This is a genomic window from Rhodoferax sp. ZS1R25 (assembly GCF_056521335.1).
Genome location: NZ_JBWMAZ010000001.1, coordinates 1,908,953 through 1,935,205, shown reverse-complemented (window position 1 = coordinate 1,935,205; position 26,253 = coordinate 1,908,953). Strand labels below are relative to the sequence as shown.

The following is a 26,253-nucleotide window of genomic DNA, read 5'->3' as shown; positions in this document are numbered from 1 at the left end:
GCTGACGGGTTGGATGGTATGAATCGCCCCCCACTTGTCATAGGAAGTGCTAGCGAAGAAATAGAACGTATGCGACATTACGTGTTTACCCCTACCTCTGTGAGAAGCCATGGAACGAAGCACAGCCCCCAGAAAACGTACCCGGCGCTCTTCGGCCATCACGCCTTTGCTCAAAGACGACTGTGCGGAGCTGGTCGATAAGCTGGACCGCGCGAAGGCCAAACCCCGGAGCGACGCACTGGCTTCAGGTGTGGAATTGCGCTTAGCGATTTTTTTATGTCCGCGCTTCCCGTTGTTGTCGCTGGCTGGGTTGTGCGATGCGCTGCGCCATGCAGCAGACTTAGGTGATCAAAGTCGCCAAGTCCGCTGCACTTGGACCGTACTGAGTACCAAAGGGGATCCTGTGGTGTCGAGCTGTGGCGTTGCGGTTCCCACAGTCGGCGTAGACACCTTGGACAATGACTTCGACTATGTGGCCATCATCGGCGGACTGCTTCCGTACATGAAGGCGCGTGATACGCATGGTGTGCAGTTTCTGCGCCAGGCCGTGAGGAAGCGCATCCCATTGATTGGTATCTGCACTGGGAGTTTTGTGCTGGCCCAGCACGGTTTCATGGCGGGGCGTGTGGCCTGCGTGCATCCATTCCACGTCAACGACTGGAAAGAGATGTTTCCCGATTTGGCATTCACAACCAATTGCGACTATGTGTTTGACGGGGACAGAGTGACTTGTGCGGGGGGCATTTCCATCATTGAATTGGCTACCGAGCTGATCCGCATGCATTGCGGGCCAGACCGGGCCGCCAAGGTGGTGCACCAAATGACGGTGACCCAGAAGTCAGCTATCTCACATCTAACCCGTCGGAGAGCACTGGGTTACGCCTCCAGCGACAGTGACAAGCTGAAAGAGGCGATTGTTTTGATGGAAAAAAACATTACCACCCCACTGGAAATTTCGGTGATTGCGAAGATCATCCAGTCCAGCAACCGTCAACTGGAACGTGTTTTCATGGCAGAGACCCAGTCCTCGCCGTCGGAGTTTTATAGAAACTCACGGCTGAAGTACGGCCGCTGGATTGTGACCACTAGCGATCTTCCGATCAGCACCATTGCTTACGAATGCGGATTCTCCGATGCCTCGCATTTCATCCGGCATTTTCAGCAACTCTACGGCGTCTCCCCCGGAAGGCTGCGCAAGGCCTCGGCCGCAGCCGAGGCAACCGGTGTGAAGAGTTAAGCGCTTTTTTGAGCTTGCGACCTGGGCCACCCACCTAGGCGGTCAACCAAGCAGGTACTGCTCCACCGCCAGCTTGGCCTCTGCCATGTCCGAGAAAAAGCGGGTGCCCTGCGGCGCCGCTTTGGGCATGTGGCTGGGTGGGGCCCACAGCCGCTCATCGAGCCAACTGGCGGCGACGCCGCCAATGTCTTTGGATTTGAGGGTGCAGACCGGAACATCGTCCTGCAATGCTGTGCACACAGAGGGCGATTCTTGCCAAGTGATGTGAGCCATAGCGACCCGCTCCGCAAAGTTGGAAACAAATTTTGTGTCGCCCGGAAAAGAAAGTCCAGCACATTGCGGCGGTGGCGGCCTGCCGCTTACCATCTCTGTCCATGAAGAAAGTCATCCTCTCCCTCATCGCCCTCCTTCTGCTCGCCATCGCTGGCGGCGCCTACTGGCTGCACGGCAACCTGGACCACCTGGTCAAAAGCGCCATTGGCAGCTACGGCAGCGCCATGACCGGGGCCACCGTGAAGGTGGAGAAGGTGGACATTCGCCCTACCGACGGCCGTGGCACCCTGAGCGGGCTGCAGATTGGCAACCCTGCGGGTTTCAAATCACCGTATGCCGTGAAGGTGGGCACGGTGGAGCTGGAGGTCGAGCTGTCGTCGCTCACGCAGGACGTGGTGGTGATCAAAAAGATTGCCGTGCTGTCGCCCGATGTGATCTACGAGAAGGGCGACGCAATGACCAACTTCGACGCCATCCAGAAGAACATTGAAAAGTACCTGGGTCCGTCATCCAAAGATTCCAAGGGCAAGAAACTCATCGTGACGGAGTTCATCATCCGCGGTGCCAAGGCCCACGCCACGGCGCCTTTTGTGGGCAACAAGACCATCGACGCCGAACTGCCCGACCTGCACCTGCGTGACCTGGGCAAGGCCCAGGGTGGCCTGACGCCCGGTGAACTGGGCCAGGAGATCACCAACGCACTGGAGCAGCGGCTGATGGTCTCTCTGAGTTTTGACCGCCTGATGAAGTCCATCGGCAGTGCCCTGGAGAAAACGGGCAATGCCATCAAGGGGCTGTTCAAGTAGAGGCCATGGCCTGCAGATAGGCCAGCATGCCGACAAACGCGGCCTGCGCCAGCACATAGCCCACGCCCAGCGGGCTGAGTGCCACACCGGCGCCCACCGCCAGCCACAGGCTGGCCACCACCCAGGCTCCATTGCCCAGCGCCAGCAGGCGCACACCCGCCCGCGGCAACTCCCGCTGCGCCAGCAGAAAGCCGATGTACACCACGAACACCAGCACCACCCAGGCCGAGGCCTGCACCAGCGCCGCAGGCATGCCCAGCAGGCTGGACACGGTGGCCTGGGCCTCCAGTTGCAGAAGCGCGGTACCGACGCCGGTGATCGCATCCAGCCACAGCACGCGGCGGGTCCAGACGGGGGTGGTGAGCAGAGAGAAAGACGACATGGAAAACTCCTGAAGGATTGAACAAGGCCCCGATGGTGCGGCGCCCCGCGACGCTGCGCCATTACCTGGGAGGTCATGGCCGCACCGCCCCAAAGCACAGGCCCAGCGCTACCATGCGGCCATGCACACCCCCACCGCCCCCAACAGTTTTGGCCAACGCCTGCGCCACTGGCGCCAGCACCGGCGCCTGAGCCAGCAGGAGCTCTCGCACCAGGCCGACATCTCGGCCCGGCACGTGAGTTTTCTGGAGACCGACCGCTCAGCGCCCAGTCGCGAAATGGTGCTGCGCCTGGCCGAGCGACTGGAGGTGCCGCTGCGCGAACGCAACCAGCTGCTGACCAGCGCGGGCTACGCCGCCATGTACCGCGAGCGCCCGCTGGACCACCCCGACATGGCCGAGGCACGCGCCGCGGTGGAGTTGATCTTGCGGTGCCACGAGCCCTACCCCGCGCTGGCCATGGACCGGCACTGGAACATGGTCAGCGCCAACCGCCTGGTGCCGGTGTTTCTGAACAACATTGCGCCCGCACTGCTGCAGCCGCCGGTGAACGTGCTGCGCCTGAGCCTGCACCCGCAGGGACTGGCGCCGCGCATTGCCAACCTGGGGCAGTGGAAGCACCACCTGTTTGAACGCCTGCGCCAGCAGATCCACAGCACGGGCGACGCCACGCTGCAAACGCTGATGGAAGAACTGCACAGCTATGACGCCAGCCACGGCCCGGACCGCGCCCACCTGCAGGGCGAGACGCGCGGTGTGGTGATGCCGTTTCAGCTGGACACGGCGCACGGGCAGCTCAACTTCATCAGCACGGTGACGATTTTTGGCTCGCCCATGGACATCACGCTGCAAGAGCTGGCACTGGAAACCTTTTTGCCGGCGGATGCCAACACGGCCGCCGTGCTGCAGCAGTTTTATAAGGAAATTGGCCGCTAGCCCCCGTGGAACGTGCGCCAGCAGCTCCTAAAACAGGAGCAAACCAGTTTCAGCGGTGGGTCTTGGTGGAACGTGGAGCCGGGGCCAGCCCCTGCAAGTAGGCGTCCAGCGTGGCCTGGCCTACGGCCTCCAGGTCAAAGGCATCGGGCGACAGCAGCCAGTTGAACTTGAGCCCGCCGACCAGCGCGAACAGACCCAGTGTGGCGCAGCGCAGATCCATGTCGGCGCGGATATGGCCCTTGTCCTGCGCCAGCTGCATCAGGCGGTGCATGTCGTCAATGCACTCGTTACGCCCGGCAATGTGGCGCTCGCGCATGCTTTGCAGCTCGTCCACGTATTCCACCTTCTGGGTGGCGATCTCGAACACGCGGCGCACCTGGTCGTTGTGGGCGATCTGCTGGAAGGCCGAGGCCGTGTTGCGGCGGATTTTGTCCAGCGGCTGCTCTTCGTCTACCGGCTCCATCTCCGTCATGCGCGCCATCATGGGCAGGGTCACCCGCTCCATCATGGCGTGGAAGAGTTCGCCCTTGTTCTCGAAGTGCCAGTAGATGGCGCCTCGGGTTACGCCCGCCGCTTGGGCGATCTCTTGCAGCGTGGTGCGCGACACCCCGCGCTGGTGAAACACGCGCTCGGCGGCATCCAGAATCAGCTCGCGGGTGGCAAGCGCGTCTTCCTTGGTTTTGCGGGCCATGGTCTACAACAGTTTCACAGGAATTTCACACATACATTCAAGCATGTATGTATACTAATCGAAATTGCTGCATTTGCAAAAACCGTTTGCCGGGGGTTTGCCCTAGGTCAACAATGCGGCAACCCCCATCCGCTCTCCGATCCATTTTTGTAACAAAGGGATTCCTATGTCTCCGTTCCGCCAGACCGTGGGTTTTGCACCCGCAACACTGTCTTTGGGCCGCTTTGCCCTGATGTCGATTCCCCTGGCTGTGGCGCTGGTCGCCTGCGGTGCCAAGGACGGCGCCCCCGGTGCCGGTGGCCCTGGTGGCGGCATGCCACCCGCTGAAGTGGGCGTGGTGACCGTGGCGCCGCAAACCGTGGCGCTGCAGTCTGAGCTGCCCGGTCGCGTGAGCGCTGCCCGTGTAGCCCAAGTGCGTGCCCGTGTGAACGGTGTGGTGCTGCAACGCCTGTTCCGCGAAGGCAGTGAAGTGAAGGCCGGCCAGGTGCTGTACCAGATCGACGCCGCCCCCTACCGCGCCACACTGGAAAGCGCCCAGGCCAGCGTCGCCAAAGCCCAGGCCAATGTGGCCCAGGCCACGGCCCAAGTGGAACGCAACAAGCCGCTGATGGAAGCCAACGCCATCAGCAAGCAGGAATACACCACGCTGGTGACCACGCAGCGCCAGGCCGAAGCCGACCTGGGCACCGCCAAGGCTGCGGTGGAAACCGCCCGCATCAGCCTGGCCTACGCCACGGTCACGGCGCCCATCTCGGGCCGCATTGGCCAGTCGCTGGTGACCGAGGGTGCGCTGGTCAGCGCCACCGAAGCCACCCAGTTGGCCGTGATCCAGCAGACCGCGACTGTGTACGTGAACTTCACCCAAAGCACCACCGACGTGCTGCGCCTGCGCAAGGCCATAGCCAGCAAGCAATTGCGCGCGGCCGGCGATGGCTCGGTGCCCGTGCGTGTGGTGCTGGAAGACGGCAGCGAGCTGCCCAAGGCCGGCAAACTGTTGTTCTCTGACCTGACGGTGGACGCCACCAGCGGCCAGATCACGCTGCGGGCCGAAGTGCCCAACGCCGACGGGCTGCTGCTGCCCGGCCAGTATGTGCGCGTGCGCCTGTCGCAGGCCGAACTGCCTTCAGGCATTCTGTTGCCCCAGCAAGCCGTGACCCGCACCAACCAGGGCGACACCGTGCTGGTGGTGGGTGAAGGCGGCAAGCCTGGCCCCCGCCCCGTGAAGGTGGGCAACGCCCAGAACAACCAGTGGGTGATCCTGGACGGCCTGAAAGAAGGCGACCAGGTCATCGTGGATGGCTTCCAGAAAATGATGGTGCCCGGTGCCCCGGTGAAACCCGTGCCGTGGACGGGTGGCGCGCCCGCCGCCGGCGCTCCGGGTGCTGCGGCATCTGCCCCCGCCGCTGCGGCTTCCGCAGCCAAGTAAACCGACGAGGCACCTTTCATGGCCCAGTTTTTTATCGACCGCCCCATCTTTGCGTGGGTGATAGCGCTGTTCATTCTGGTGATGGGGGGCGTGGCGATCACGCAGCTCCCCGTTTCGCAGTACCCACCGGTGGCGCCTCCGTCCATCGTCATCAACACCGCTTACCCCGGTGCCTCGGCCCAGACGCTGGAGGACAGCGTGCTGTCCGTCATCGAACGCGAAATGAACGGCTCGCCCGGCTTGATCTACATGGAGTCGGTGGCGCAAGCCGACGGCTCCGGCAGCATCACGCTGAGCTTTGAGACCGGCACCAACCCCGACCTGGCCCAGGTGGACGTGCAAAACCGCCTGTCGCGCGCGTCCCCACGCCTGCCAGCGGCGGTGACGCAGCAGGGTGTGCGCGTGGACAAGTCGCGCTCCAACTTCTTGCTGTTCACCATGCTGTCGTCGGACAATCCGGACATCGACCCCATTGCGCTGGGCGACTACGCCTCTCGCAACGTGGTGCCTGAAATCCAGCGCCTGCCCGGCATTGGCCAGGCCCAGTTGTTTGGTACCGAGCGCGCCATGCGCATCTGGATCGACCCGGCCAAGCTGGCCAGCTTCAACCTCTCGGCTGCCGACGTCAGCGCTGCCATCAAGTCGCAAAACGCCCAGGTATCTTCCGGCGCGATTGGTGACCTGCCCAACATCACGGGCCAGAGCATTGCCGCCACGGTGGTGGTGAACGGCCAGCTCAACAGCGTGGCGCAGTTTGGCAACATTGCCTTGCGCTCCAACGCCGATGGCTCGGCCGTGCGCTTGAAGGACGTGGCCCGCATCGAACTCGGTGCGCAGGGCTATGCCACGTCGGCACGCCTGAACGGCAAGCCTGCGGTCGGTATCGGCGTGCAGCTTTCCCCCAGCGGCAACGCCATGGCTGCGGCCAAGGCCGTGCGCGAGCGCATGGAGCAGCTGCAAACCTACTTCCCCACCGGGGTGAAGTGGACCATCCCCTACGACAGCTCGCGTTTCGTGAAGATCTCGATCTCGCAAGTGGCGGAGACGCTGATTGAAGCCGTGGCGCTGGTGTTCCTGGTGATGTTCCTGTTCCTGCAGAACTGGCGCTACACCATCATCCCCACCATCGTGGTGCCCATCGCGTTGCTGGGAACCTTTGCCACGCTGCTGGCACTGGGCATGTCCATCAACGTGCTGACCATGTTTGGCATGGTGCTGGTGATCGGTATCGTGGTGGACGACGCCATCGTGGTGGTGGAGAACGTCGAGCGCATCATGAGCGAGGAAGGCCTGCCGCCGTTGCAGGCCACCAAGAAGGCCATGGGCCAGATCTCGGGCGCCATCGTGGGCGTGACTGTGGTGCTGATTGCCGTATTCGTGCCGCTGGCGTTCTTCAGTGGCTCGGTGGGCAATATCTACCGCCAGTTCTCGGCAGTGATGGTCAGCTCCATCGCGTTCTCGGCCTTTATGGCGCTGTCGCTCACGCCTGCACTGTGCGCCACGCTGCTCAAGCCTGTGGAGGCCGGCCATGCGCATGCCAAGACCGGTTTCTTTGGCTGGTTCAACCGCGGCTTCAGCAGCACGGCCAAGGGCTATGAAAGCTTTGTGGCACGCCTGCTCAAAAAGGCCGGCCGCTACCTGGTGATCTACGCCGCCATCATCGGCGCCGTGGCCGTCATCTACCTGCGCTTGCCCACCTCGTTTTTGCCCGGTGAAGACCAGGGCAACATCATCGTGAACGTGCAACTGCCCCCCGGTGCCACGCAACAGCGCACGCTGAATGTGATGCAGCAGGTGGAAGGCTTCATCCTCAAGCAGCCTGAAGTGCAAAGCATGGTCGGCGTGCTGGGCTTCAGCTTCTCTGGCCAAGGACAAAACGCCGCGCTGGCCTTCGTGACGCTGAAAGACTGGGCCGACCGCCCAGGTCCCGAGCATTCGGCGCAAGCGTTGGCAGGCCGTGCGTTTGGTGCGCTCATGGGCATCCGTGACGCGTTCATCTTCCCGCTGAGCCCGCCCCCCATTCCCGAACTGGGCAATGCCACAGGCTTCACCTTCCGCCTGCAAGACCGCGGCGGCAAGGGCCACGATGCGCTGATCGATGCACGCAACCAGCTGTTGGGCATGGCGTCCAAGAGCCCCATCCTTACCCAGGTGCGCCCCGATGGCCTGGAAGATGCGCCCCAGCTGCAGATCGATATTGACCGTGACAAGGCCAGCGCCCTGGGCGTGGGCTTTGACTCGATCAACAGCACCATCTCCACCGCGCTGGGCTCGGCCTATATCAATGACTTCCCGAACCAGGGCCGTCTGCAGCGTGTGGTGGTGCAGGCGGATTCCACCGCCCGTATGCAGCCGGATGACATCCTGAAGTTCAACGCGATCAATGCGCAGGGCAAGCCCGTGCCACTGTCGGCCTTCGCCACCACCCGCTGGGTGAAGGGCGCCATGCAAACCGTGCGCTACAACGGCTACCCTGCTGTGCGCATCGGGGGTGCAGCGGCCGCTGGCTACAGCACAGGCGCAGCCATGGCCGAGATGGAGAAGTTGGCCGGGCAACTGCCGGCTGGCTTTGGCTATGAGTGGACCGGCCAGTCCCGCCAGGAAAAGCTGGCGGGCTCGCAAGCCACCGTGCTCTATGGCTTTGCCATCCTGGCCGTGTTCCTGTGCCTGGCCGCGCTGTACGAGAGCTGGTCCATCCCGCTGGCGGTGATTCTGGTGGTGCCCCTGGGCGTGCTGGGGGTGCTGGTGGCCACGCTGCTGCGCGGCTATGCCAACGACGTGTACTTCCAGGTCGGCTTGATCACCATCATCGGCCTGTCCGCGAAGAACGCGATTCTGATCATCGAATTTGCCAAGGACCTGCAGGCCCAGGGCAAGGGATTGATCGAGTCGGCACTGGCGGCTGCGCACCTGCGCTTTCGCCCCATCGTCATGACCTCCATGGCCTTCATGCTGGGCGTGCTGCCTCTGGCGATTGCCAGCGGCGCGGGCTCGGCCAGCCAGCGTGCCATCGGCACCGGCGTGATGGGCGGCATGGTGGTTGGTACCTTCCTGGCCGTGTTCTTTGTGCCCATCTTCTTTGTGGTGGTGCGCGGTATTTTCAAAGGCAGCGAGCGCCAGCACCAGTTTGACGCCGCCCACGGACACCACATTGGAGGCGAGTCCCATGAGTAAGCATTTCTCCCCCAGCCGCCCTGCCCTGCGCCTGGCCACACTGTCTGCCGTCCTGTGGTTGGCGGGTTGCAGTTTCATCCCCACCTTCCAGCGTCCCGCGGCGCCGGTGGGTGCCAGCTTCCCGGCCGTGAAGGCCGAGACCGCGGCCGAGGCATCAGCCCGCACCGCAGCCGACGTTGAATGGCAGGCCTTCTTTCAAGATGCGCGCCTCAAGCGCCTGATTGAACTGGCCCTGCAAAACAACCGCGACCTGCGCGTGGCCGTGCTCAACATCGACCAGACCCGTGCCAAGCTGCAAGTGGCCCGCGCCGACGAGCTGCCCACGGTGAACGCTGGCATCAACGGAAGCCGCGGCCCCACCACCACGGGCGCCGTGGTGAGCAGCTACACCGCAGGCCTGAGCATCACCGCCTACGAGCTGGACTTTTTCGGCCGCGTGCGGGCACTCAGCCAAGCCGCCCAGGCCCAGCTGCTGGGCACCGAAGAAGCGCGCAAGACCGTGCAGATCAGCCTGATCGCGTCGGTGGCCAACACCTACCTGAACCTGCTGGCCGATGACGAGCTGCTGCGCAGCACGCGCGAGACGCTGAAGACGCGCCAGGATTCGCTGCGCCTGATGCAGCTGAAGTTTGACAACGAGGCCGCATCCAAGTTGGACCTGAGCAGTTCGCAGTCGCTGCTGGAAGGCGCCAAAGCCAGCCTGGCCCAGCTGACCCGCCAGCGCGCCCAGGACGAAAACGCCCTGGTGCTGCTGATCGGCCAACCGCTGCCCACCGACCTGCCCGCCGGACTGGACATGGCGCAACAAGGCCTGGTGGCGGACCTGCCCGCTGGCGTACCGTCGGAGCTGCTGACCCGCCGCCCCGACGTGCGCCAGGCCGAGCAAAACCTGCTGGCCCTGAACGCCAATATCGGCGCAGCGCGTGCGGCCTTCTTCCCGCGCATCACGCTGACTGCCAGCGCGGGTGTGGCCAGCAACGACCTGGAAACCCTGTTCAGCAACGGCACCAGCGTCTGGAGCTTTGTGCCCCAGCTGTTGGTACCCATCTTCGATGCGGGCCGCAACAAGGCCAACCTGGAAGCCGCCAAGGTGAACAAGGAAATTGCCGTGGCGCAGTACGAGAAGGCCATCCAGACCGGCTTCCGCGAAGTAGCCGACGCCCTGGCCGGCCGCGCCACGCTGGGCGACCAGCTGCAGGCGCAGACCGCGCAACTGGAAGCCGAGAAGACCCGCATGGGCCTGACCGACCTCCGCTTCAAGAACGGCGCCGCCAACTCGTTTGATGTGCTGGATGCCCAGCGCTCGCTGTTCACCGCGCAGCAAGCGGTGGTGCAGGTTCAGCTGCTTCAGTTGCAAAACCTGGTGACCCTGTACAAGGTGCTGGGCGGTGGCTGGACAGAGGCTGCTGCAGAGCAGAAGTAATAGACAAATGGGGCACCAGCCCCCGTGGATATTGCGCGAACAGCTCCTAATTTAGGAGCTGTTTTTGTTTGGGTAGCAGGACGTTCCCGAACACCGCCCGGGATAACCCTGTGCAATCTCCTCGCCGGTTGTAAGGCACCACTGCGCCTTGGCTAAGTATTTACCCCAGGCCTGCTGACCCCACAGCACGTCCGCTGATGCACCTACCTAGCATTTCAGGCACTGCAGCAAACCACCCTTCCAGGCATCAGGCTTTTTGATGAAATCCATAAAAAAGTCTGCGTTGATCTGATAGATATTTCTCCCTACAGTGACCACCAGAGTCCACCATCGCGCTGGGCATTGCCAATCTGTAGCGAAATACGTCATGACAAAAACAAACCCCGACCTCATGCCTGCGTTGGTTCGACATGCAGTGTTGTTGGCGACGCTCGGCCGCAGCTTGGAAATTCACGCGTTGACCGGACAACCCAATACATTGAAGCTGCCCCATTGCAGTGAGTCCAGGTACTGACAGATATGTCTCCCTTTGTGGTTGATTTTTCACGCCCACAGGCGGTGCTTCTCTTCTCTGTACTGATTGTCACCTTGCAATTCATTGCGGTTTTCATAGCAATCTTCTTTATGCAAAAGAGATACCAGGGACTGGAGTCGCAGAGGAAAAGATATTCACGCTCCAATAAGCTGTTCATTCGCTTGGAAGCTTCACTTTCGCAGTTACAAGTGCTGGAAAGAATCCACTTGATCAATGTTCATCAGAAGCTGGAGCAAGAAATCGACGACCAACTCAATGCACTCTGGATAGACATCGAAAAGGCGCTGGGGCAGATTGCATCTGTGGAGTACGTGGGGAAAGTCAAATTCTCCGTGCTGTCTGTTCGGGCAGGATTTGAACTCTACAAGCAAATGCAAAGGGACTTTATCAACCATTCCAAGCTGGGGGAAAAGGCATTTGCGCAGCGTATGCTCAACTCACAAGGCAAAGAGCTGCGCATCAGCGTGGAGAGTGTTCTCAAATCCGGACGAGAAACCAGCTTTAAACACCTGTTTACGGGGTACAAAATCAATGGCGCATTGGATTTCGCTTGGATGGTGTATCCCCTGACATTGATATTGATATTCCTGTCCTACTCCGTCTCGGTGCGAATGTATGCGTCGCCTTAACAGGCTGCAGAAATACCCAACGTGCGCAGCATTGCTGCTGGCGTGAAGTCTCGTTTTTCAGTGGTGCGGGTCAATGCTGCTCCCAATCACCCCACTCCAATCTCAATTCGATCTCCACCCATCACGCGGCCTCCAGGCGGAGGGTGCCCCAAGGTGCACATGCGCACTGGGCGCTCGCGGACTTCGGCAGAAAACTTCGTTGACTTTCTAATGGCTCTTTAAAACTGCCCGGGATTACCCTGTGCCACCCCAGTACCGGTTGCATCGCAGCAGACTATCCGTACTAGGTACTTTCCCCCAAAACCTCTAAGCCTTCATAGCGCTCGAGGCTAGGTCAAACCCTCATTCCAGCTTTGGCAACAAGCTGCATTTACTTCCATCAGTGTTTCTTATGAATTCCATAATAAATATTGCTTGGATCTGATGGGGATAGCTCCCTACAGTGGCCTCCATCGGCAATCTGTAGCGGGTACACCATGACAAAAACAAAAACTGGCCTCAGGCCATCGTTGGTTCGGCGGGCTGTGTTGCTGGCGGCTCTGTGCGAGGGCCTAGGCATCCGCACCGCAGGCGCAGCCACGGGGCCAAGCAATGGCTTGAAGATGGCCTACCTGCCCAAACAGATAAACAACCCCTACCACGTGATTCTGGGTGAGGGCGTGATGGAAGCAGCACGTGAACTGGGTGCACAGGCGCGCATGCTGGGGCCTACCAACGCGCAAGCACTGGCTCAGGAGCCTTTCATCCAACAGTTGATTGCAGAGCGTTTGAACGCCGTCATCCTGGCTGCGAACGAGACGGTGGCGCTGCTGCCCAAGGTGCGGGAGCTCAGCGCCGTGGGCACCAAGATTGTGGCGGTGGACGCGGACCTGGCTACGGACGCGCGCGATCTGTTCATCAACCAGGCCAGCCAGGAAGGCGTGGGCCGCGCGCAAATGCAGCTCATGGCCAAGCTGATGGAGGGGCAAGGCGAGTTTGCCATTCTGTCCGCCAATATCACGGCCAGCAACCAGAACGCCTGGATTTACTGGATGCTGCAAGAGCTGCGCCGCCCCGTCTACCAGAACATGAAACTGTCCAAAGTAGTCTATGGCAACGACGATCCAGTCAGGTCGCGCGAACAGTGCATGGCACTGCTACAAAACCCCAACCTGCGCGGCATCATCTGCCCCACAACCGTGGGCATTCTGGCCAGCGCGGAGTACGTGGCCGCATCGCCACACAAGGGCAAGGTCCATGTGACCGGGCTGGGCACACCCAACCAGATGCGTCCATTTGTCAAAGACGGCACAGTGCAGGCCTTTCAGCTGTGGAACCCGGTGGACCTGGGCTACTTGGCTGCCTATGCGGCCGCCAGCCTAAGCAAAGGCGCGATCACCGGCAAAAGAGGTGAGACCTTTGCCGCGGGTCGGCTGGGCAACTACGTGGTGGGTGCCAAGGGCGAGGTCATTCTGGGTGCGCCCACGACCTTTGACACGTCCAACATCGACCGCTTCAATTTCTGAGAGTGCACACATGAGAATTCAGAACCAGATCATTGGTTTGGGTGTCGTGGGCGCCGTATTCGTGGCCTTGGTGGGTTTGTCCGGTCTTGCCGCCACCAGGTCCATCCAGGGCGGACTGGACGATGCACTGGGTGCCAGCGTGTCCTTGAGCGAGAGCCAGACTGTAGGCACGCTGTTGGACTCAGTGCGGGGTGATGCCCAGCTAGCCTTGTTTGCGGGCCGACAGCGCAACCCGGACCGGCTGATGGAGGCCGAGAATGGTTTCAAACTGCACGCCAAGGCGTTCCAGGACGCAGTGACCAGCCTACAGGTGCGCGCACTACCAGCCAATGGCCAAACCGCGTTGCAAACCATCACGCCGCTGAGCACCAGCTACTTGCAGCAGGCGGCAAAGCTTGTGGAGTTGTCGACCTCCGACATACCGCAAGCGGAAAGTCTGCTGGGCGATTTGCAGAAAACCTATGGACAGTTGACGGGTCCGGTGGCCACATTGGGGCAGGATATCTCTGCTGCTTCTGTGGCCGAAGTGGGGGCGGCCAAAGCGACCATCGTGACGGCACAGCGCGCCGTGTTGCTGGCTCTGGTAGTAGCCGTGCTCATCCTGCTAGCGGCAGCCATCTGGTTGGCGCAGCAGATCAAACGCCCCATGCTGCACGCGGTAGAGGTAGCCGGCAACATTGCGCACGGTGATCTATCGGCTCCGGTGAGGGTGTTTGGGAGCGACGAGTTTGTGCACCTGTTCCGTGAACTACGCACCATGCAGCGCGGCTTCTCCGACATCGTTGCCCGGGTTAAGCAAAACTCCGAATCGGTAGCCACCGCCAGCGCCGAGATCGCCCAAGGCAACCACGACCTCTCCGCCCGCACCGAACAACAAGCCAGCGCCCTGGAAGAAACCGCCGCCTCCATGGAAGAACTCGGCTCCACCGTCAAACAAAACGCCGACTCCGCCCGCCAGGCCAATCAGCTAGCCATGAATGCCTCTACGGTCGCCATCCAAGGCGGAGAAGTCGTCGGCCAAGTCGTGGAAACCATGAAAGGCATCAATGAGTCCAGTCGAAAGATCGCCGACATCATCAGCGTCATCGACGGAATCGCCTTCCAGACCAACATCCTGGCCCTGAACGCAGCCGTAGAAGCCGCAAGAGCCGGAGAACAGGGAAGAGGCTTTGCGGTGGTGGCGTCTGAAGTCAGAAGCTTGGCCGGAAGATCCGCAGAAGCTGCCAAAGAAATCAAAACCCTCATCGGCACCAGCGTAGAGCGGGTAGAACAGGGAACCGCCCTGGTCGACAAAGCCGGCTCCACCATGACCGAAGTCGTCACCAGCATCAAACGGGTGACGGACATCATGGGAGAAATCAGTGCAGCCAGCAGTGAACAAAGCAGTGGAGTGACGCAGGTAGGAGAAGCCGTCACCCAGATGGACCAAGCCACCCAACAGAACGCAGCGCTAGTCGAACAAATGGCCGCAGCAGCCTCCAGCCTGAAGAGCCAGGCGCAGGACCTGGTGCAGGTGGTGGCGGTGTTCAAGCTGGGAAATCTGAAGCCCCAAGCCCCCGCACTGTCCTTTTCCAACACATAAAAACAAAGATTTTCCCGCTACGTAATTCAAATAACTTGAGGAGACATGAAGATGATGAAGAAGACGACGTTGGTACTCGCCGCCGCACTCGCCTGCGCTGGAATTTCCGCAAATGCTTACCCTACGGGGAGCATTTCTGCACAGACTTTGCAAGAGTCTGAAATCAACTCCACGACCCTGGGGCTGCTGAAGAAACACGTGAAATATGCAGAGAGCATCTACCACGACTACTCAGCCAGCATTCCCGGTGCCGGCTACTTCCATTCGGGTGCCGCCACAGAAGACGGCATCCGCACCACCGCCAACTATGCCTATTTGTATGCGTTGCTGCTGACGCGGACAACCGATACATCCTTCAACGGCATTCCGCGCGCAACGGTGGAGGCCCATCTCGTCGCCAACCTGAAATACCTCGTGAACACCCACAAGTCGTCGGGGAGCTACAACACGACTTCGGGCGCCAAATGGGGCAAGGTGTGGGAGTCCAGCATGTGGTCTTCGTATGCGGCCCTGGGAGGCTGGATGGTGTGGGCCCAGCTGGATACCGACACGCAAAACAAGCTGAACCTGCTGGTCAGCGGCGAGGCCGACTACAAGGCCGCCACTCTGCCCCCTTACGGCGAGTGGAGTGACACCAAGGCAGAAGAGAACGGCTGGGACACCAACATCCTGTCGCTGGCGCGCAGCATGCAGCCCAATCACGCTAATGCGGCCAAGTGGGACGACATGGCGAAGAGCTACATGATGAACACCTACTCCACGCAGGCTGATATGTCAGACGCGACGGTGGTCAGCGGCAAGGCTGTGAGCACTTGGGTGCGCGGTGCCAACCTGCACCCCGACCTGACGCTGGAAAACCACGACATCTTCCACCCCATCTACCAAATGGTTCCCATCAACGAGCTGGGAACCTCCGCCGTCTTCTACAAGATGGGCAACCTGACCCCGCCCGCCGCGGTGGAACACAACATGCTCAACGTGTGGAACAAGGTGCTCAAAAAAATTGCCCTGCCGGAGGGCGAATGGATGTACCCCAATGGCGTGGACTGGATGGTGCATGACTACGAGCATTTGCCCGCCTACAGCTTTCTGGCCACCTACTTCAAGGACGCGGACGCCACCATGCTGGAGAGCCGCACGCTGGAGTACATGCGGGAACGGGCCAACCTGCAAACCGACGGCAGCTACTTTGGCAGCCTGAGCGATATCGGCCCACGTCGGGAATCGGTGGCAGCACAGCGCTTGGCCGATGCATTTCTGTACCACGAGTTTTTTGGCCCTGGCTCCACCACGCCAAGCACACCCAGCGGCTTTGTCAGCGCACAAAGCGGCGTGACGGACCTCAGCTACACCAAAATACTGCTGCACCGCAACGCGCAGAAATATTCCACTTTCTCGTGGCAAAGCAAGTTCATGGGCTACATCGGCCCCAACCCTGCCAGCTATATGAACGAACCCTATGTGCTGGTGCCGTACCAAAAATCGTTCGTGGGGTACTACAACCTCAACGGCGTGGCCACCAATGCGTCCTACATCACGCACACCAAACAGACTGCGGCCACTTGGTTTACCACCGGCGGGGTGCTGTCGGAGAACGCCGGCAAGCTGACCCGCTACTTGTCCTTCACCTCTTTGCCAGACAACAATCTGGTGGTCTACATGGACAAGGTGGTGGCCAACGCGGCAGTCACCATTGTTCAGGAATATGGCGGCGCGTTTGACTTTGAGCGCGATTCCGCATCTGGCGCGGCGCGCACGGTGTATTCCGCCTCGGGCACCACCGGCATGCCCACGCAGTTCACCGCGTACAGCGGTGACTGGATGAATGTGGATGGCAAGCTGGGCGTGGTGGTCAAGGGTGGCAAGGGTTTCAACTTTGGTTCCAAGGGCATACAGGCTGGCGCCACCAGCTCGCGCATGTATGGCTCGTACTTCACGGGCTCCAAGGCAGCCGCAGCCAATGAAATCATTTCCGACAAGGTGGTGGTAGCTGCGGTCAACCAGACCGCAGCTCAGACAGCCCAGTTGAGCGCCAATCTGCTGCGCCCCACGGTGGGGTTTGGATGGTCCGCCTCCATCGTGCAGGACGAGCGCAACTACCGCTTTCTGGTGGCCAGCAACTTTGACGGCTCCGGCGCCACGTCCATCCAACTGACCAGCAACGAGGGCGCACCAGTCTTGCCGGTGGCATCGCAGGTAACCGGCAGCACAGGCGTTGCCACACTGACGCAGGATGTGCAGAAGTCTCTGCTGCACACGCTGCGCGCCTATGCCAGCGTGGTGGGCACGGGCACCGTGCAAACGGTCACACGTGGTCTGTCCAACACCTGCGTGCTGACCAATTCGGGAAGCACTGCGGTCAGCACCAAGGTCACCATCCTGGGCGCGGGCGGAACGTTTGTGTCGGGTACCACCACCGTCCAGCCAGGCAAGAGCGTTTCAGCCTCCGAACTCAATGGCAGCATTGTGTTCAAGGCGCTCTAGCCCTCATCTGCCGGTCAAACGTGGGACATCCAGGTACAGTAGAAAAGCGCGGCCTCCTCAGGAACCTGACACTGCGACAGCTGCGGGTGTTTGAGGCGGTCGCCACCCACTTGAACTACTCGCGCGCTGCAGAGGCCATGAGCCTGACGCAGCCCGCAGTCTCTATGCAGGTGCAGCAGCTGGAGAGCGAAGTCGACCTGCAATTGCTGGTCAAGACCGGCAAAAAAGTGACGCTGAGCCAAGCGGGTGAGGAGATGCTGCGGCAGGCCAGGCGCATCCTCAACCAGGTGCGCATGGCCGAAGAGGCCATTGGCGACTTCCATCCGACAGAGGCCAATAGAAGTGGGCTGCTGCACCTGGGTCTGGTGTCTTCCGCGCACTACTTTGCTCCGGCATTGCTGATGACCTTCGCGCAAAGTTGGCCGCAGGTGAAATTCAAGCTAACGGTGGACAAGCGGGAACACATCCTGGCAATGTTGCAAGAGCACCAACTGGATGTGGCCATAGCGGGCTACCCACCCTCAGAAGCCGATGTGGAAGCGGAGACCTTTGCCGAAAACCCGCACTGCGTGGTGGCACAAGCCGAACACCCGCTGGCACAACAACGCAACATTGGCTGGCATGCCCTGCGTGATGAACCATTTATCTTCCGGGAGCCAGGATCGGCCACACGCCAGTTCTTCGAACACATCCTGCAAGCCCAGTCACTGCAAGTGAAAGTGTCCATGGAGCTGTCAGGCAACGAAACCGTCAAACACGCCGTGATGGCGGGCATGGGCATCAGCTTCCTGTCGGCCCACACCTTCCAGCTGGAAATCGAGTCCGGGAAAATCGCCGTGCTGGACATGGAAAACATGCCCAAGCGCCTGGACTGGTGCCTGATCCACCGCCGGGACTCCAGCCTCAGCGGCGTCAACGGCGCATTTCGTGACTTTGTGCTGGAGCGGGGACGCGAGCTTGCCAAGTGCAAAATTGCAAACTAAAAAAGCTCCTAGCCCCCGTGGAATCTGCGCAAGCAGCTCCTAAATCAGGAGCGCTTTCACAGTCCCCGCTCACTCCACCCGCGTAATACCTGACGGTTTGAAGCCCAAATCCGCCGCCTTGCCCTTGCGTCCACGCGCTGCGCGGGCGTTGTTGAGGCTGCGGATTTCCAGGGTCTCATCGCGCTCCTTGCCGCCGCGGCCGATGCCGGCGATGCGGATGCTGCGCGTGTAGGCGGCAGCGCCAGCCAGCGTGTCTTTGGCTTCCAGGTCGATGAGCATGAGGCCGCGCCCGCCCTTCTCCATGGTCTTGAGTTCGGAGATCTCAAATGTGAGGATGCGGCCCAGCGTGGACGCGCAAGCCACGTGGGTGGCGGGCGCCACCACGGCGGCAGCCGTGCCGGCCACGGTGACCTTGCCTTGCGCACCGGCCACCAGGGATGGGGCGCACAGGGTTTCGCCCTCGCCCACCCCCACAAAGGCCTTGCCAGCCTTCTGGCGGGAGACCATGTTGTCCACACTGGCGATAAAGCCGTAGCCGCCCGAGCTGGACAGCAGCAGCATGGCGTTGGATGGGCCAGCAAAGTAATGCAGGATTTGCGTGCCGCTTTCCAGTTCGATCAGAGTGGTGACCGGCTGGCCATCGCCACGGCCGCCAGGCAGCAGCGACACGGCCACCGAGTAGATGCGTCCGTTGGAGCCAAACACCAAGAGCGTGTCCACGCTGCGACATTCAAACGTGCCGTACAGACCATCCCCGGCCTTGAAGGCGAAGGTGGAGGCCTCGTGGCCGTGGCCGGTGCGTGCACGCACCCAGCCTTTTTCACTGATCACCACGGTCACCGGTTCGTCCACCACCTTGACTTCGGCCACGGCCTTTTTCTCGGTCTGGATCAGCGTGCGACGCGGGTCGGCAAATACTTTGGCGTCGGCTTCGATTTCCTTGACCATCAGGCGGCGCAGTGCGGCGGGGCTACCCAGAATTTCTTCCAGCTTGCCCTGCTCGCCACGCAGCTCGGCCAGCTCCTGCTCGATCTTGATGCCTTCCAGCCGCGCGAGTTGGCGCAGGCGGATTTCGAGAATGTCTTCGGCCTGGCGGTCCGAGAGGCGGAAGCGTTCGATCAGCGCGGCCTTGGGCTCGTCCGACTGGCGGATGATGGCGATCACTTCGTCGATGTTCAGCAGAACGGTCTGCCGACCTTCCAGAATATGGATGCGGTCCAGCACCTTGTTCAGGCGGTGGCGGCTGCGTTTCTCAATCGTGGTCTGGCGGAATGCAATCCATTCGGTGAGCATCTGGCGCAGCGACTTTTGCGTGGGCCGACCGTCCAGCCCCACCATGGTCAGGTTGATGGGCGAGGAGGTCTCCAGGCTGGTATGGGCCAAGAGCGCGGTGATGAGCTCTTGCTGTTCAATGCGACTGGTCTTGGGCTCGAACACCAGGCGCACCATGGCGTCCTTGTTCGATTCATCGCGCACCACGTCCAGCACGCTGAGGATGCTGGCCTTGAGCTGCGTTTGTTCTTGCGACAGCGCCTTCTTGCCGGCTTTGACCTTGGGGTTGGTCAGCTCTTCGATTTCTTCCAGCACGCGCTGGCTGCTCACGCCGGGCGGCAGCTCCGTCACCACCAGCTGCCACTGGCCGCGCGCCAGGTCTTCAATCTTCCAGCGCGCACGCACCTTGAGGCTGCCACGGCCGGTGCGGTAGGCATCTGCAATGTCTTGCGCCGGGCTGATGATCTGGCCACCACCGGGAAAGTCGGGGCCGGGGATCAGCGTGTACAGCTCGGCATCGGCCAGCGCTGGCGTCTTGATCAGCGCCACACAGGCATCGGCAATCTCGCGCAGGTTGTGGCTGGGGATTTCAGTGGCCAGGCCCACGGCAATGCCGCTGGCGCCGTTGAGCAAACTGAACGGCAGGCGCGCGGGCAACTGGCAGGGCTCTTCGGTGGAACCGTCGTAGTTGGGCTGAAACTCCACCGTGCCCTGGTCGATTTCTTCGAGCAACAGCGTGGTGATCTTGGCCAGGCGCGCTTCGGTGTAGCGCATGGCCGCGGCGCCGTCACCGTCACGCGATCCAAAGTTTCCTTGCCCGTCGACCAGCGGATAGCGCTGCGAAAAGTCTTGCGCCATGCGCACCAGCGCGTCGTAGGCGGATTGGTCGCCATGCGGGTGGAAACGGCCCAGCACATCACCCACCACACGGGCGCTCTTCACCGGCTTGGCACCGGCGTTGCCATTGGCCCCGCCAAAGCCCAGGCCCATGCGCGACATGCTGTACAGAATACGGCGCTGCACCGGCTTCAAGCCGTCGCAGACATCGGGCAGCGCACGGCCCTTGACCACGGAGAGGGCGTATTCGAGGTAGGCGCGCTGGGCGTAGGTGGCCAGGTTCAGTTCGCTGTCATCGCCGGGGGTGGCGGGGTCGGGGATCAGATCAAGCGTGGTTTGGTCAGTCATGTTTCTTCAGTCAGCTATTCGGGTGTCCGGCTCAGGCGGGCGCTGCAGGGGCGCCACCATGTTGCCGCGGCCAACGGCACCGCCCAGGGCCACGCCCTGCGCGCCGGGCGCTTTCAAAATATAAGGATCACGGGCGCCGGCCATCACGTAGCCCTCGCCATAGGTGGCTTTCACACGGCCAGACGCCGTCTTGTTCACCTGGGCCACGGGTACGGGTTTGAGCGCGGTGTACAGCTCGCCCACGGTGACCACGTAGTTCTGGGTTTCCTTGAAGTTGGGCACCTTGTTGCCCGCGCGCTGCACCGCGCCCTCGCCCGCGTTGTACGAGGCCAGGGCCAGGTCCAGCTTGCCGGGGAACATGTCCATCAGCAGCCGCAGGTAACGCGTGCCCAGGTTGATATTGGTCTTGGGGTCGGTCAGCTTGGACTCCACCGAGCGCCGGCGATCGCCATCCACACCAAAGCGGCGCGCCGTATCGGGCATCACCTGCATGAGGCCAATGGCGCCCTTGGGTGATACGGCGTCGGCGTCAAAGCCAGACTCGGCAGCCACCAGGGCCTGCAGCAGCTCGTAATCCACCCGGTAGCGCGCGGCGGCGTCTTTGAGCAGGGGCTGTATCTTGCGGTAGCGCGGCGAGGACTCGAAAAACTCGGCCAGCTTGGGGTTCACGCCGGGTGCTGCGGGTGCCACAGGCGCGGCGTCTCCCGGGGCAGCAGGCTGCACCGGTGCACGGTAAAACAAGGTGTAGCGCGCGTCCACCTGCTGGTCAGAGAAGTAGCTGCGGCCTTGCTCGTCCACCCACACCCAGACATCCGCCCGGGCATGAAATGAGGCCACAGCCCCCATCAACAGTGCGCAAGCAGCTACTAATTTCATAGCAATCAGACGTCGATCTCCACCGAATCGCCATGCAGCTCCATCAGCTCACGCCGGGCCGCGGCCTCGCCCTTGCCCATGAGTTTGGTGATCAGCGCCTCGGTCGCGCCAAAGTCGATGGCGCCCAGCGCCACGGGTAGCAGGCGGCGGGTGTCGGGGTTCAGCGTGGTGTCCCAGAGCTGCTCGGCATTCATCTCGCCCAGGCCTTTGAAGCGGCTGATGCTCCAGGCGCCTTCGCGCACGCCTTCCTTGCGCAGCTTGTCCAGGATGGCGGTGAGTTCGCCTTCGTCCAACGCATAGGCCTTGGAAGCCGGTTTTTTGCCACGCGCCGGGGCATCCACGCGGAACAACGGCGGGCGCGCCACAAACACATGGCCGGTTTCAATCAGCTTGGGGAAGTGGCGGAAGAACAGGGTCAGCAGCAGCACCTGGATGTGCGAGCCGTCCACGTCCGCGTCCGACAAGATACAGACCTTGCCGTAGCGCAGGCCGCTCATGTCGGGCGTGTCATTGGGGCCGTGGGGGTCCACGCCAATGGCGACCGAGATGTCGTGGATTTCGTTGTTGGCAAACAGGCGGTCGCGGTCCACCTCCCAGGTGTTGAGCACTTTGCCGCGCAACGGCAAGATGGCCTGGTTTTCCTTGTCGCGGCCCATCTTGGCGCTGCCGCCGGCGGAGTCGCCCTCCACCAGAAACACCTCGTTGTAGGCGATGTCTTTGCTCTCGCAGTCGGTCAGCTTGCCGGGCAACACGGCCACACCGCTGCTCTTGCGCTTCTCGACCTTCTGGCCGGCCTTTTGCCGCGTCTGCGCGGCCTTGATGGCCAGCTCGGCCAGCTTTTTGCCATAGTCCACATGCTGGTTCAGCCACAGCTCGAGCGTGGGGCGCACAAAGCTGGACACCAGGCGCACGGCGTCACGCGAATTCAGGCGTTCCTTGATCTGGCCCTGAAACTGCGGGTCCAGCACCTTGGCGCTGAGCACGTAGCTGGCGCGGGCGAACACGTCTTCGGGCATCAGCTTCACGCCCTTGGGCAGCAGGCTGTGCAGCTCAATAAAGCTCTTCACCGCGGTGAACAGGCCATCGCGCAGGCCGCTCTCATGCGTACCGCCGGCGCTGGTGGGGATCAGGTTCACATAGCTCTCGCGCACTGGCGCACCGTCTTCGGTAAAGGCCACGCACCAGCTGGCGCCCTCGCCTTCCGCAAAGTTGTCGCTCTGGCTGTCGGCAAAGCCTTCGCCGTCGAACAGCGGAATGACGGGGTCGCCATTCAGGGTCTGCATCAAATAGTCTTTGAGGCCGCCTTTGTAAAGCCAGTTCTGGCTGTCCTTGGTTTTCTCGTTCACCAGCGTCACGCTGACGCCGGGCATCAGCACGGCCTTGCTGCGCAGCAGGTGGGTTAGTTCGCCCATGGGCAGCACGGCAGATTCAAAATACTTGGGGTCGGGCCAGACGCGCACGGTGGTGCCCTGCTTGCGGTCGCCCTCGCCAGCCTTGCGCACTTGCAGGGCCTCGGTCACGTCACCGCCCTCGAACACGATGTGCGCCACCGAACCCTCGCGGTAGGTGGTGACTTCCAGCCGCTTGCCCAGCGCGTTGGTGACCGACACCCCCACGCCGTGCAGACCACCCGAGAAGCTGTAGGCGCCGCCTGAGCCCTTGTCGAATTTGCCGCCGGCATGCAAGCGGGTGTACACCAGCTCGATCACGGGCGCCTTCTCTTCGGGGTGCATGCCAAAGGGAATGCCACGGCCATCGTCTTCAATGCCCACCGAGCCGTCGGCGTGCAAGGTGACCTTGATCTTTTTGCCGTGCCCGGCCAGCGCCTCGTCGGCGGCGTTGTCCAGCACTTCCTGGATGACGTGCAAGGGGTTGTCGGTGCGGGTGTACATGCCCGGGCGCTGTTTCACAGGCTCCAGGCCCTTGAGCACACGGATCGACGCTTCGGAATATTCGGGGGGTGGTTTCACTGCCATAGCCTTCCATTGTAGTGCGGGGGATTGAATTACCTGTATAAACATACAGAAACGCCGCCTACACATTCCCCCAATCTGTCACTGCCGCTTCAGCAACCGCCCGGCAAACTGGCTACAGTGCACGCATGACCCAACCCAGCAAACCGCTTTCCATCATTCAAGTTTTGGCCTGTGGCGCCACCATCGTCACCCTGTCCATGGGCATACGCCATGGCTTTGGCCTCTGGCTGCAACCCATCACCCAGGCCCAGGGCTGGACGCGCGAGACCTTTGCCTTCGCCATCGCCATCCAAAACCTGACCTGGGGTGTGACCGGCATCTTTGCCGGCATGGCGGCCGACCGGTTTGGGGCGTTCCGCGTGATCCTGGTGGGGTCGGTGCTCTATGCGCTGGGGCTGGTGGGTATGGCCTATGCCAATACTCCGCTGCTGTTCACCCTGGCCAGCGGTGTGCTGATTGGCACGGCCCAGGCCGGCACCACCTATGCGGTGATCTATGGCGTGATTGGCCGCAATGTGTCGGCCGACAAACGCTCCTGGGCCATGGGGGTGGCGGCCGCTGCGGGATCGTTCGGACAGTTTTTGATGGTGCCGACCGAAGGTTTTCTGATCGGCCACATGGGCTGGCAAGAGGCGCTGGTGATTCTGGGCGCGGCCTCGTTGCTGATGATTCCGCTGGCCTGGGGTTTGAAAGAACCCAGTTTCGTGGGCAATACCGCCCCCAAACGTGAACAATCCATCGTCCAGGCGCTGCGCGAGGCCTTCAAGTACCCCAGCTTCCAGTTGCTGATGGCGGGCTACTTTGTCTGTGGCTTCCAGGTGGTGTTCATTGGCGTGCACATGCCCAGCTACCTGAAAGACAAGGGCCTGTCGCCCCAAGTGGCCAGCTACGCGCTCGCGCTGATCGGCCTGTTCAATGTGTTTGGCACTTATGCGGCGGGTGTGCTGGGCCAAAAAATGCCCAAGAAGAACATCTTGGCCTTTATCTATTTCGCGCGTGCCGTGGCCATCAGCGTGTTTCTGGTGGTGCCCCTGACGCCCGCCAGCGTCTATGTGTTTTCTTCCGTCATGGGCCTGCTGTGGCTATCGACTATCCCCCCCACCAATGCCACGGTGGCGCAGATCTTTGGCGTGGCGCACCTGTCCATGCTGGGCGGTTTTGTGTTCTTCAGCCACCAGATCGGCTCGTTCATGGGCGTGTGGCTGGGCGGTTTTTTGTACGACAAGACCGGCAGCTACGACATCGTCTGGTACATCGCCATCGCATTGGGCGTGTTGGCCGCGCTGGTGAACCTGCCAGTGCGCGAGGCGCCCATCCAGCGCGCGGCGCTGGCGCATTGACGTGAGCAAACCTCGCAGTTTGCTCCTCTGGGGTGCCGCTACCGCTGCGCTGCTGGGGGTGTTTTACCTCTACACCCAACCTGACTTTCTGGTCCAGCTGGCCAACCAAGTCTGGGCCTGCTTTTGATGGAACCCGCATGACTAATCGCCTGAACACCACCATCATCACCGGCGCTTCTGATGGCATTGGCGCCGAAATGGCGCGCCAACTGGCCCGCCAATACGGGGCCAAAGCGGCTTTGGTACTGGCGGCGCGCAACGCCGCCCTGCTGAACGCCGTGGCCCAGCAATGCCTGGAGCTAGGCGCCCAGGTGCTGGTGGTGCCCACCGATGTCTCGGTGGAGGCCCAATGCCGCGCCTTGGTGGAGCAGACCGTACAGCGCTTTGGGCGTATCGACGCGCTGATCAACAACGCGGGCATCTCTGCGCAGGCCTTGTTCAGCGATGTGAAGGCGGAAGACCTGGGCTGGTACGAGCAGCTCATGCGTGTCAACCTCTGGGGCAGCGTGTGGTGCACCCATGCGGCCCTGCCCCACCTGAAAGCCAGCCGCGGCCATATCGTGGCGGTGTCGTCGCTGGCCGGGCTGGTGGGCGTGCCAGGGCGCACCGCCTACAGCGCGTCCAAATTTGCCATGGCGGGTTTCTTTGAGGCCCTGCGCACGGAGCTGCGCGGCGTGGGCGTGAGCGTGACTACCGCCTACCCTGGCGTGGTGCTCACCAACATTCGCAGCCGCGGCCTGAACGCGACCGGCCAGGCCGCAGGCTCCAGCGGCTTGAAAGAGGACGATGCGATGACGGTGGAAGAATGCGCGCGGCTGATTTTGGATGGCATGGCCCAGCGCGAACGCGAGGTGGTAATGACCACCAAAGGCAAGCTGGGCCGCTTTGTAAAGCTACTGCTGCCTGGCCTGGTGGAAAAGATGGCGCTGGCGGCCCTCAAAGATCACGTGAAGCCGCAATGACGCCGGAGACAGCGGAACACGGCAGCCTCAGGGCCTCCCCCTGGGTCCAGCGCTGGAGCCATCTGCTGGCCCCGGGCGCCGAGGTGCTGGACGTGGCCTGCGGCGCTGGACGGCACCTGGAATGGTTTCACCGCCGCAGCCACGCCGTGACCGGCATAGACCGCGACATTGCAGTCGCAGCGCAGCGCGTTCCCCAATCCACCCTGGTCCAGGCGGACATCGAAAATGCGCCCTGGCCGATGGTAGAGGGCGAATACCCCCAACAGTTTGGCGCCGTTGTGGTCACCAATTACCTGTGGCGCCCTCTCTTGCCCACCCTAGTGGCCAGCGTGGCGCCCGGCGGCGTGCTGCTGTACGAGACCTTTGCCGCTGGCAACGAAACCGTGGGCCGGCCGAGCCGACCCGACTTCCTGCTCAAGCCCGGCGAATTGCTCAGCGCCTGTGCGGGTTTGCAGGTGGTGGCCTATGAAAACGGCTACCTCGACCAGCCACCCCGCTTCGTACAACGTATCGCCGCTGTACGTGTCTTTACCCACGCGACATCCGGGGGTGTGCCAGCCCGGCATGCACTCTAGTTA

General features: G+C 61.9%; 21 protein-coding genes. 15 read left to right on the top strand and 6 right to left on the bottom strand.

Annotated features, from left to right (window positions below; all coding sequences use genetic code 11):
* Positions 1-109 precede the first annotated feature (109 nt).
* Entirely contained in the window at positions 110-1,237 is a 1,128-nt protein-coding gene (locus tag AC097R_RS09245; protein WP_479597785.1) for a GlxA family transcriptional regulator, read from the top strand.
* Between the two features lie 42 nt (positions 1,238-1,279).
* On the opposite strand, the gene AC097R_RS09240 is transcribed toward AC097R_RS09245, so the two are convergent.
* Positions 1,280-1,510 (bottom strand): hypothetical protein, encoded by a 231-nt coding sequence (locus AC097R_RS09240; RefSeq protein ID WP_479597784.1) that lies wholly within the window; start codon positions 1,508-1,510, stop codon positions 1,280-1,282.
* A gap of 101 nt (positions 1,511-1,611) precedes the next feature.
* Between AC097R_RS09240 and AC097R_RS09235 the strand changes: the two genes are divergently transcribed.
* Entirely contained in the window at positions 1,612-2,316 is a 705-nt protein-coding gene (locus AC097R_RS09235) for a hypothetical protein (RefSeq protein WP_479597783.1), read from the top strand.
* On the opposite strand, the gene AC097R_RS09230 is transcribed toward AC097R_RS09235, so the two are convergent.
* On the bottom strand, positions 2,309-2,698 hold the full coding sequence (locus AC097R_RS09230) for a hypothetical protein (RefSeq protein WP_479597782.1): 390 nt from the start codon (positions 2,696-2,698) through the stop codon (positions 2,309-2,311). The two genes, AC097R_RS09235 and AC097R_RS09230, sit on opposite strands and share 8 nt — an antisense overlap.
* A 121-nt stretch (positions 2,699-2,819) precedes the next feature.
* Between AC097R_RS09230 and AC097R_RS09225 the strand changes: the two genes are divergently transcribed.
* Complete coding sequence (locus AC097R_RS09225; RefSeq protein ID WP_479597781.1) at positions 2,820-3,632, top strand: helix-turn-helix domain-containing protein; 813 nt, start codon at positions 2,820-2,822, stop codon at positions 3,630-3,632.
* Between the two features lie 49 nt (positions 3,633-3,681).
* Here AC097R_RS09225 and AC097R_RS09220 read toward each other — a convergent pair whose 3' ends face one another.
* Entirely contained in the window at positions 3,682-4,323 is a 642-nt protein-coding gene (locus tag AC097R_RS09220) for a TetR family transcriptional regulator (protein ID WP_479597780.1), read from the bottom strand.
* A 166-nt stretch (positions 4,324-4,489) separates the two neighbouring features.
* Here AC097R_RS09220 and AC097R_RS09215 point away from each other — a divergent pair, with 166 nt between their 5' ends.
* From AC097R_RS09215 to AC097R_RS09180, 8 genes are all read left to right on the top strand, one after another.
* Entirely contained in the window at positions 4,490-5,749 is a 1,260-nt protein-coding gene (locus AC097R_RS09215) for an efflux RND transporter periplasmic adaptor subunit (protein ID WP_479597779.1), read from the top strand.
* 18 nt (positions 5,750-5,767) lie between these two features.
* Positions 5,768-8,923, top strand: a complete 3,156-nt coding sequence (locus tag AC097R_RS09210) for an efflux RND transporter permease subunit (protein ID WP_479597778.1) — start codon at positions 5,768-5,770, stop codon at positions 8,921-8,923.
* Positions 8,916-10,346 (top strand): efflux transporter outer membrane subunit, encoded by a 1,431-nt coding sequence (locus AC097R_RS09205; RefSeq protein ID WP_479597777.1) that lies wholly within the window; start codon positions 8,916-8,918, stop codon positions 10,344-10,346. Before AC097R_RS09210 ends, AC097R_RS09205 begins: the two co-directional genes overlap by 8 nt.
* 519 nt (positions 10,347-10,865) lie before the next feature.
* The gene (locus AC097R_RS09200; RefSeq protein WP_479597776.1) at positions 10,866-11,510 is read left to right on the top strand and encodes a hypothetical protein; all 645 of its coding nucleotides are present in this window, start codon (positions 10,866-10,868) and stop codon (positions 11,508-11,510) included.
* A 476-nt stretch (positions 11,511-11,986) separates the two neighbouring features.
* Entirely contained in the window at positions 11,987-13,015 is a 1,029-nt protein-coding gene (locus AC097R_RS09195; protein WP_479597775.1) for a rhamnose ABC transporter substrate-binding protein, read from the top strand.
* Between the two features lie 10 nt (positions 13,016-13,025).
* Complete coding sequence (locus tag AC097R_RS09190) at positions 13,026-14,597, top strand: methyl-accepting chemotaxis protein (RefSeq protein ID WP_479597774.1); 1,572 nt, start codon at positions 13,026-13,028, stop codon at positions 14,595-14,597.
* A 51-nt stretch (positions 14,598-14,648) separates the two neighbouring features.
* Positions 14,649-17,081, top strand: a complete 2,433-nt coding sequence (locus tag AC097R_RS09185; protein ID WP_479597773.1) for a hypothetical protein — start codon at positions 14,649-14,651, stop codon at positions 17,079-17,081.
* A 20-nt stretch (positions 17,082-17,101) separates the two neighbouring features.
* A complete protein-coding gene (locus tag AC097R_RS09180) occupies positions 17,102-18,064 on the top strand; it encodes a LysR family transcriptional regulator (RefSeq protein WP_479597772.1) in 963 nt (320 codons plus the stop codon).
* A gap of 69 nt (positions 18,065-18,133) precedes the next feature.
* Here the strand turns inward: AC097R_RS09180 and parC are convergent, their stop codons facing one another.
* Genes parC through AC097R_RS09165 form a run of 3 tightly spaced genes read right to left on the bottom strand, consistent with a single transcriptional unit; the run spans position 18,134 to position 23,373 of the window.
* A complete protein-coding gene (gene parC / locus AC097R_RS09175) occupies positions 18,134-20,521 on the bottom strand; it encodes a DNA topoisomerase IV subunit A (RefSeq protein ID WP_479597771.1) in 2,388 nt (795 codons plus the stop codon).
* Positions 20,522-20,527: 6 nt separating this feature from the next.
* Complete coding sequence (locus AC097R_RS09170; RefSeq protein ID WP_479597770.1) at positions 20,528-21,397, bottom strand: lytic transglycosylase domain-containing protein; 870 nt, start codon at positions 21,395-21,397, stop codon at positions 20,528-20,530.
* A gap of 5 nt (positions 21,398-21,402) precedes the next feature.
* Positions 21,403-23,373, bottom strand: coding sequence for a DNA topoisomerase IV subunit B (locus AC097R_RS09165; protein ID WP_479597769.1), 1,971 nt, complete (start codon positions 23,371-23,373; stop codon positions 21,403-21,405).
* A gap of 125 nt (positions 23,374-23,498) precedes the next feature.
* On the opposite strand from AC097R_RS09165, the gene AC097R_RS09160 reads away from it, so the two are divergent.
* From AC097R_RS09160 to AC097R_RS09145, 4 genes are read left to right on the top strand one after another with little or no spacing between them, the layout of a single operon-like run.
* The gene (locus AC097R_RS09160) at positions 23,499-24,713 is read left to right on the top strand and encodes an MFS transporter (protein WP_479597768.1); all 1,215 of its coding nucleotides are present in this window, start codon (positions 23,499-23,501) and stop codon (positions 24,711-24,713) included.
* Between the two features lies 1 nt (position 24,714).
* On the top strand, positions 24,715-24,840 hold the full coding sequence (locus tag AC097R_RS09155; RefSeq protein ID WP_479597767.1) for a hypothetical protein: 126 nt from the start codon (positions 24,715-24,717) through the stop codon (positions 24,838-24,840).
* Positions 24,841-24,862: 22 nt separating this feature from the next.
* The gene (locus AC097R_RS09150) at positions 24,863-25,675 is read left to right on the top strand and encodes an SDR family oxidoreductase (protein WP_479598115.1); all 813 of its coding nucleotides are present in this window, start codon (positions 24,863-24,865) and stop codon (positions 25,673-25,675) included.
* Entirely contained in the window at positions 25,672-26,250 is a 579-nt protein-coding gene (locus AC097R_RS09145; protein ID WP_479597766.1) for a class I SAM-dependent methyltransferase, read from the top strand. Before AC097R_RS09150 ends, AC097R_RS09145 begins: the two co-directional genes overlap by 4 nt.
* Positions 26,251-26,253: the final 3 nt, after the last annotated feature.

What these genes read in the sequence shown, in the direction of transcription:
- AC097R_RS09245 (WP_479597785.1), top strand. Translation starts at nt 110, where the DNA reads ATGGAACGAAGCACAGCCCCCAGAAAACGTACCCGGCGCTCTTCGGCC.
- AC097R_RS09240 (WP_479597784.1), bottom strand. Translation starts at nt 1,510, where the DNA reads ATGGCTCACATCACTTGGCAAGAATCGCCCTCTGTGTGCACAGCATTG.
- AC097R_RS09235 (WP_479597783.1), top strand. Translation starts at nt 1,612, where the DNA reads ATGAAGAAAGTCATCCTCTCCCTCATCGCCCTCCTTCTGCTCGCCATC.
- AC097R_RS09230 (WP_479597782.1), bottom strand. Translation starts at nt 2,698, where the DNA reads ATGTCGTCTTTCTCTCTGCTCACCACCCCCGTCTGGACCCGCCGCGTG.
- AC097R_RS09225 (WP_479597781.1), top strand. Translation starts at nt 2,820, where the DNA reads ATGCACACCCCCACCGCCCCCAACAGTTTTGGCCAACGCCTGCGCCAC.
- AC097R_RS09220 (WP_479597780.1), bottom strand. Translation starts at nt 4,323, where the DNA reads ATGGCCCGCAAAACCAAGGAAGACGCGCTTGCCACCCGCGAGCTGATT.
- AC097R_RS09215 (WP_479597779.1), top strand. Translation starts at nt 4,490, where the DNA reads ATGTCTCCGTTCCGCCAGACCGTGGGTTTTGCACCCGCAACACTGTCT.
- AC097R_RS09210 (WP_479597778.1), top strand. Translation starts at nt 5,768, where the DNA reads ATGGCCCAGTTTTTTATCGACCGCCCCATCTTTGCGTGGGTGATAGCG.
- AC097R_RS09205 (WP_479597777.1), top strand. Translation starts at nt 8,916, where the DNA reads ATGAGTAAGCATTTCTCCCCCAGCCGCCCTGCCCTGCGCCTGGCCACA.
- AC097R_RS09200 (WP_479597776.1), top strand. Translation starts at nt 10,866, where the DNA reads ATGTCTCCCTTTGTGGTTGATTTTTCACGCCCACAGGCGGTGCTTCTC.
- AC097R_RS09195 (WP_479597775.1), top strand. Translation starts at nt 11,987, where the DNA reads ATGACAAAAACAAAAACTGGCCTCAGGCCATCGTTGGTTCGGCGGGCT.
- AC097R_RS09190 (WP_479597774.1), top strand. Translation starts at nt 13,026, where the DNA reads ATGAGAATTCAGAACCAGATCATTGGTTTGGGTGTCGTGGGCGCCGTA.
- AC097R_RS09185 (WP_479597773.1), top strand. Translation starts at nt 14,649, where the DNA reads ATGATGAAGAAGACGACGTTGGTACTCGCCGCCGCACTCGCCTGCGCT.
- parC (WP_479597771.1), bottom strand. Translation starts at nt 20,521, where the DNA reads ATGACTGACCAAACCACGCTTGATCTGATCCCCGACCCCGCCACCCCC.
- AC097R_RS09170 (WP_479597770.1), bottom strand. Translation starts at nt 21,397, where the DNA reads ATGAAATTAGTAGCTGCTTGCGCACTGTTGATGGGGGCTGTGGCCTCA.
- AC097R_RS09165 (WP_479597769.1), bottom strand. Translation starts at nt 23,373, where the DNA reads ATGGCAGTGAAACCACCCCCCGAATATTCCGAAGCGTCGATCCGTGTG.
- AC097R_RS09160 (WP_479597768.1), top strand. Translation starts at nt 23,499, where the DNA reads ATGACCCAACCCAGCAAACCGCTTTCCATCATTCAAGTTTTGGCCTGT.
- AC097R_RS09145 (WP_479597766.1), top strand. Translation starts at nt 25,672, where the DNA reads ATGACGCCGGAGACAGCGGAACACGGCAGCCTCAGGGCCTCCCCCTGG.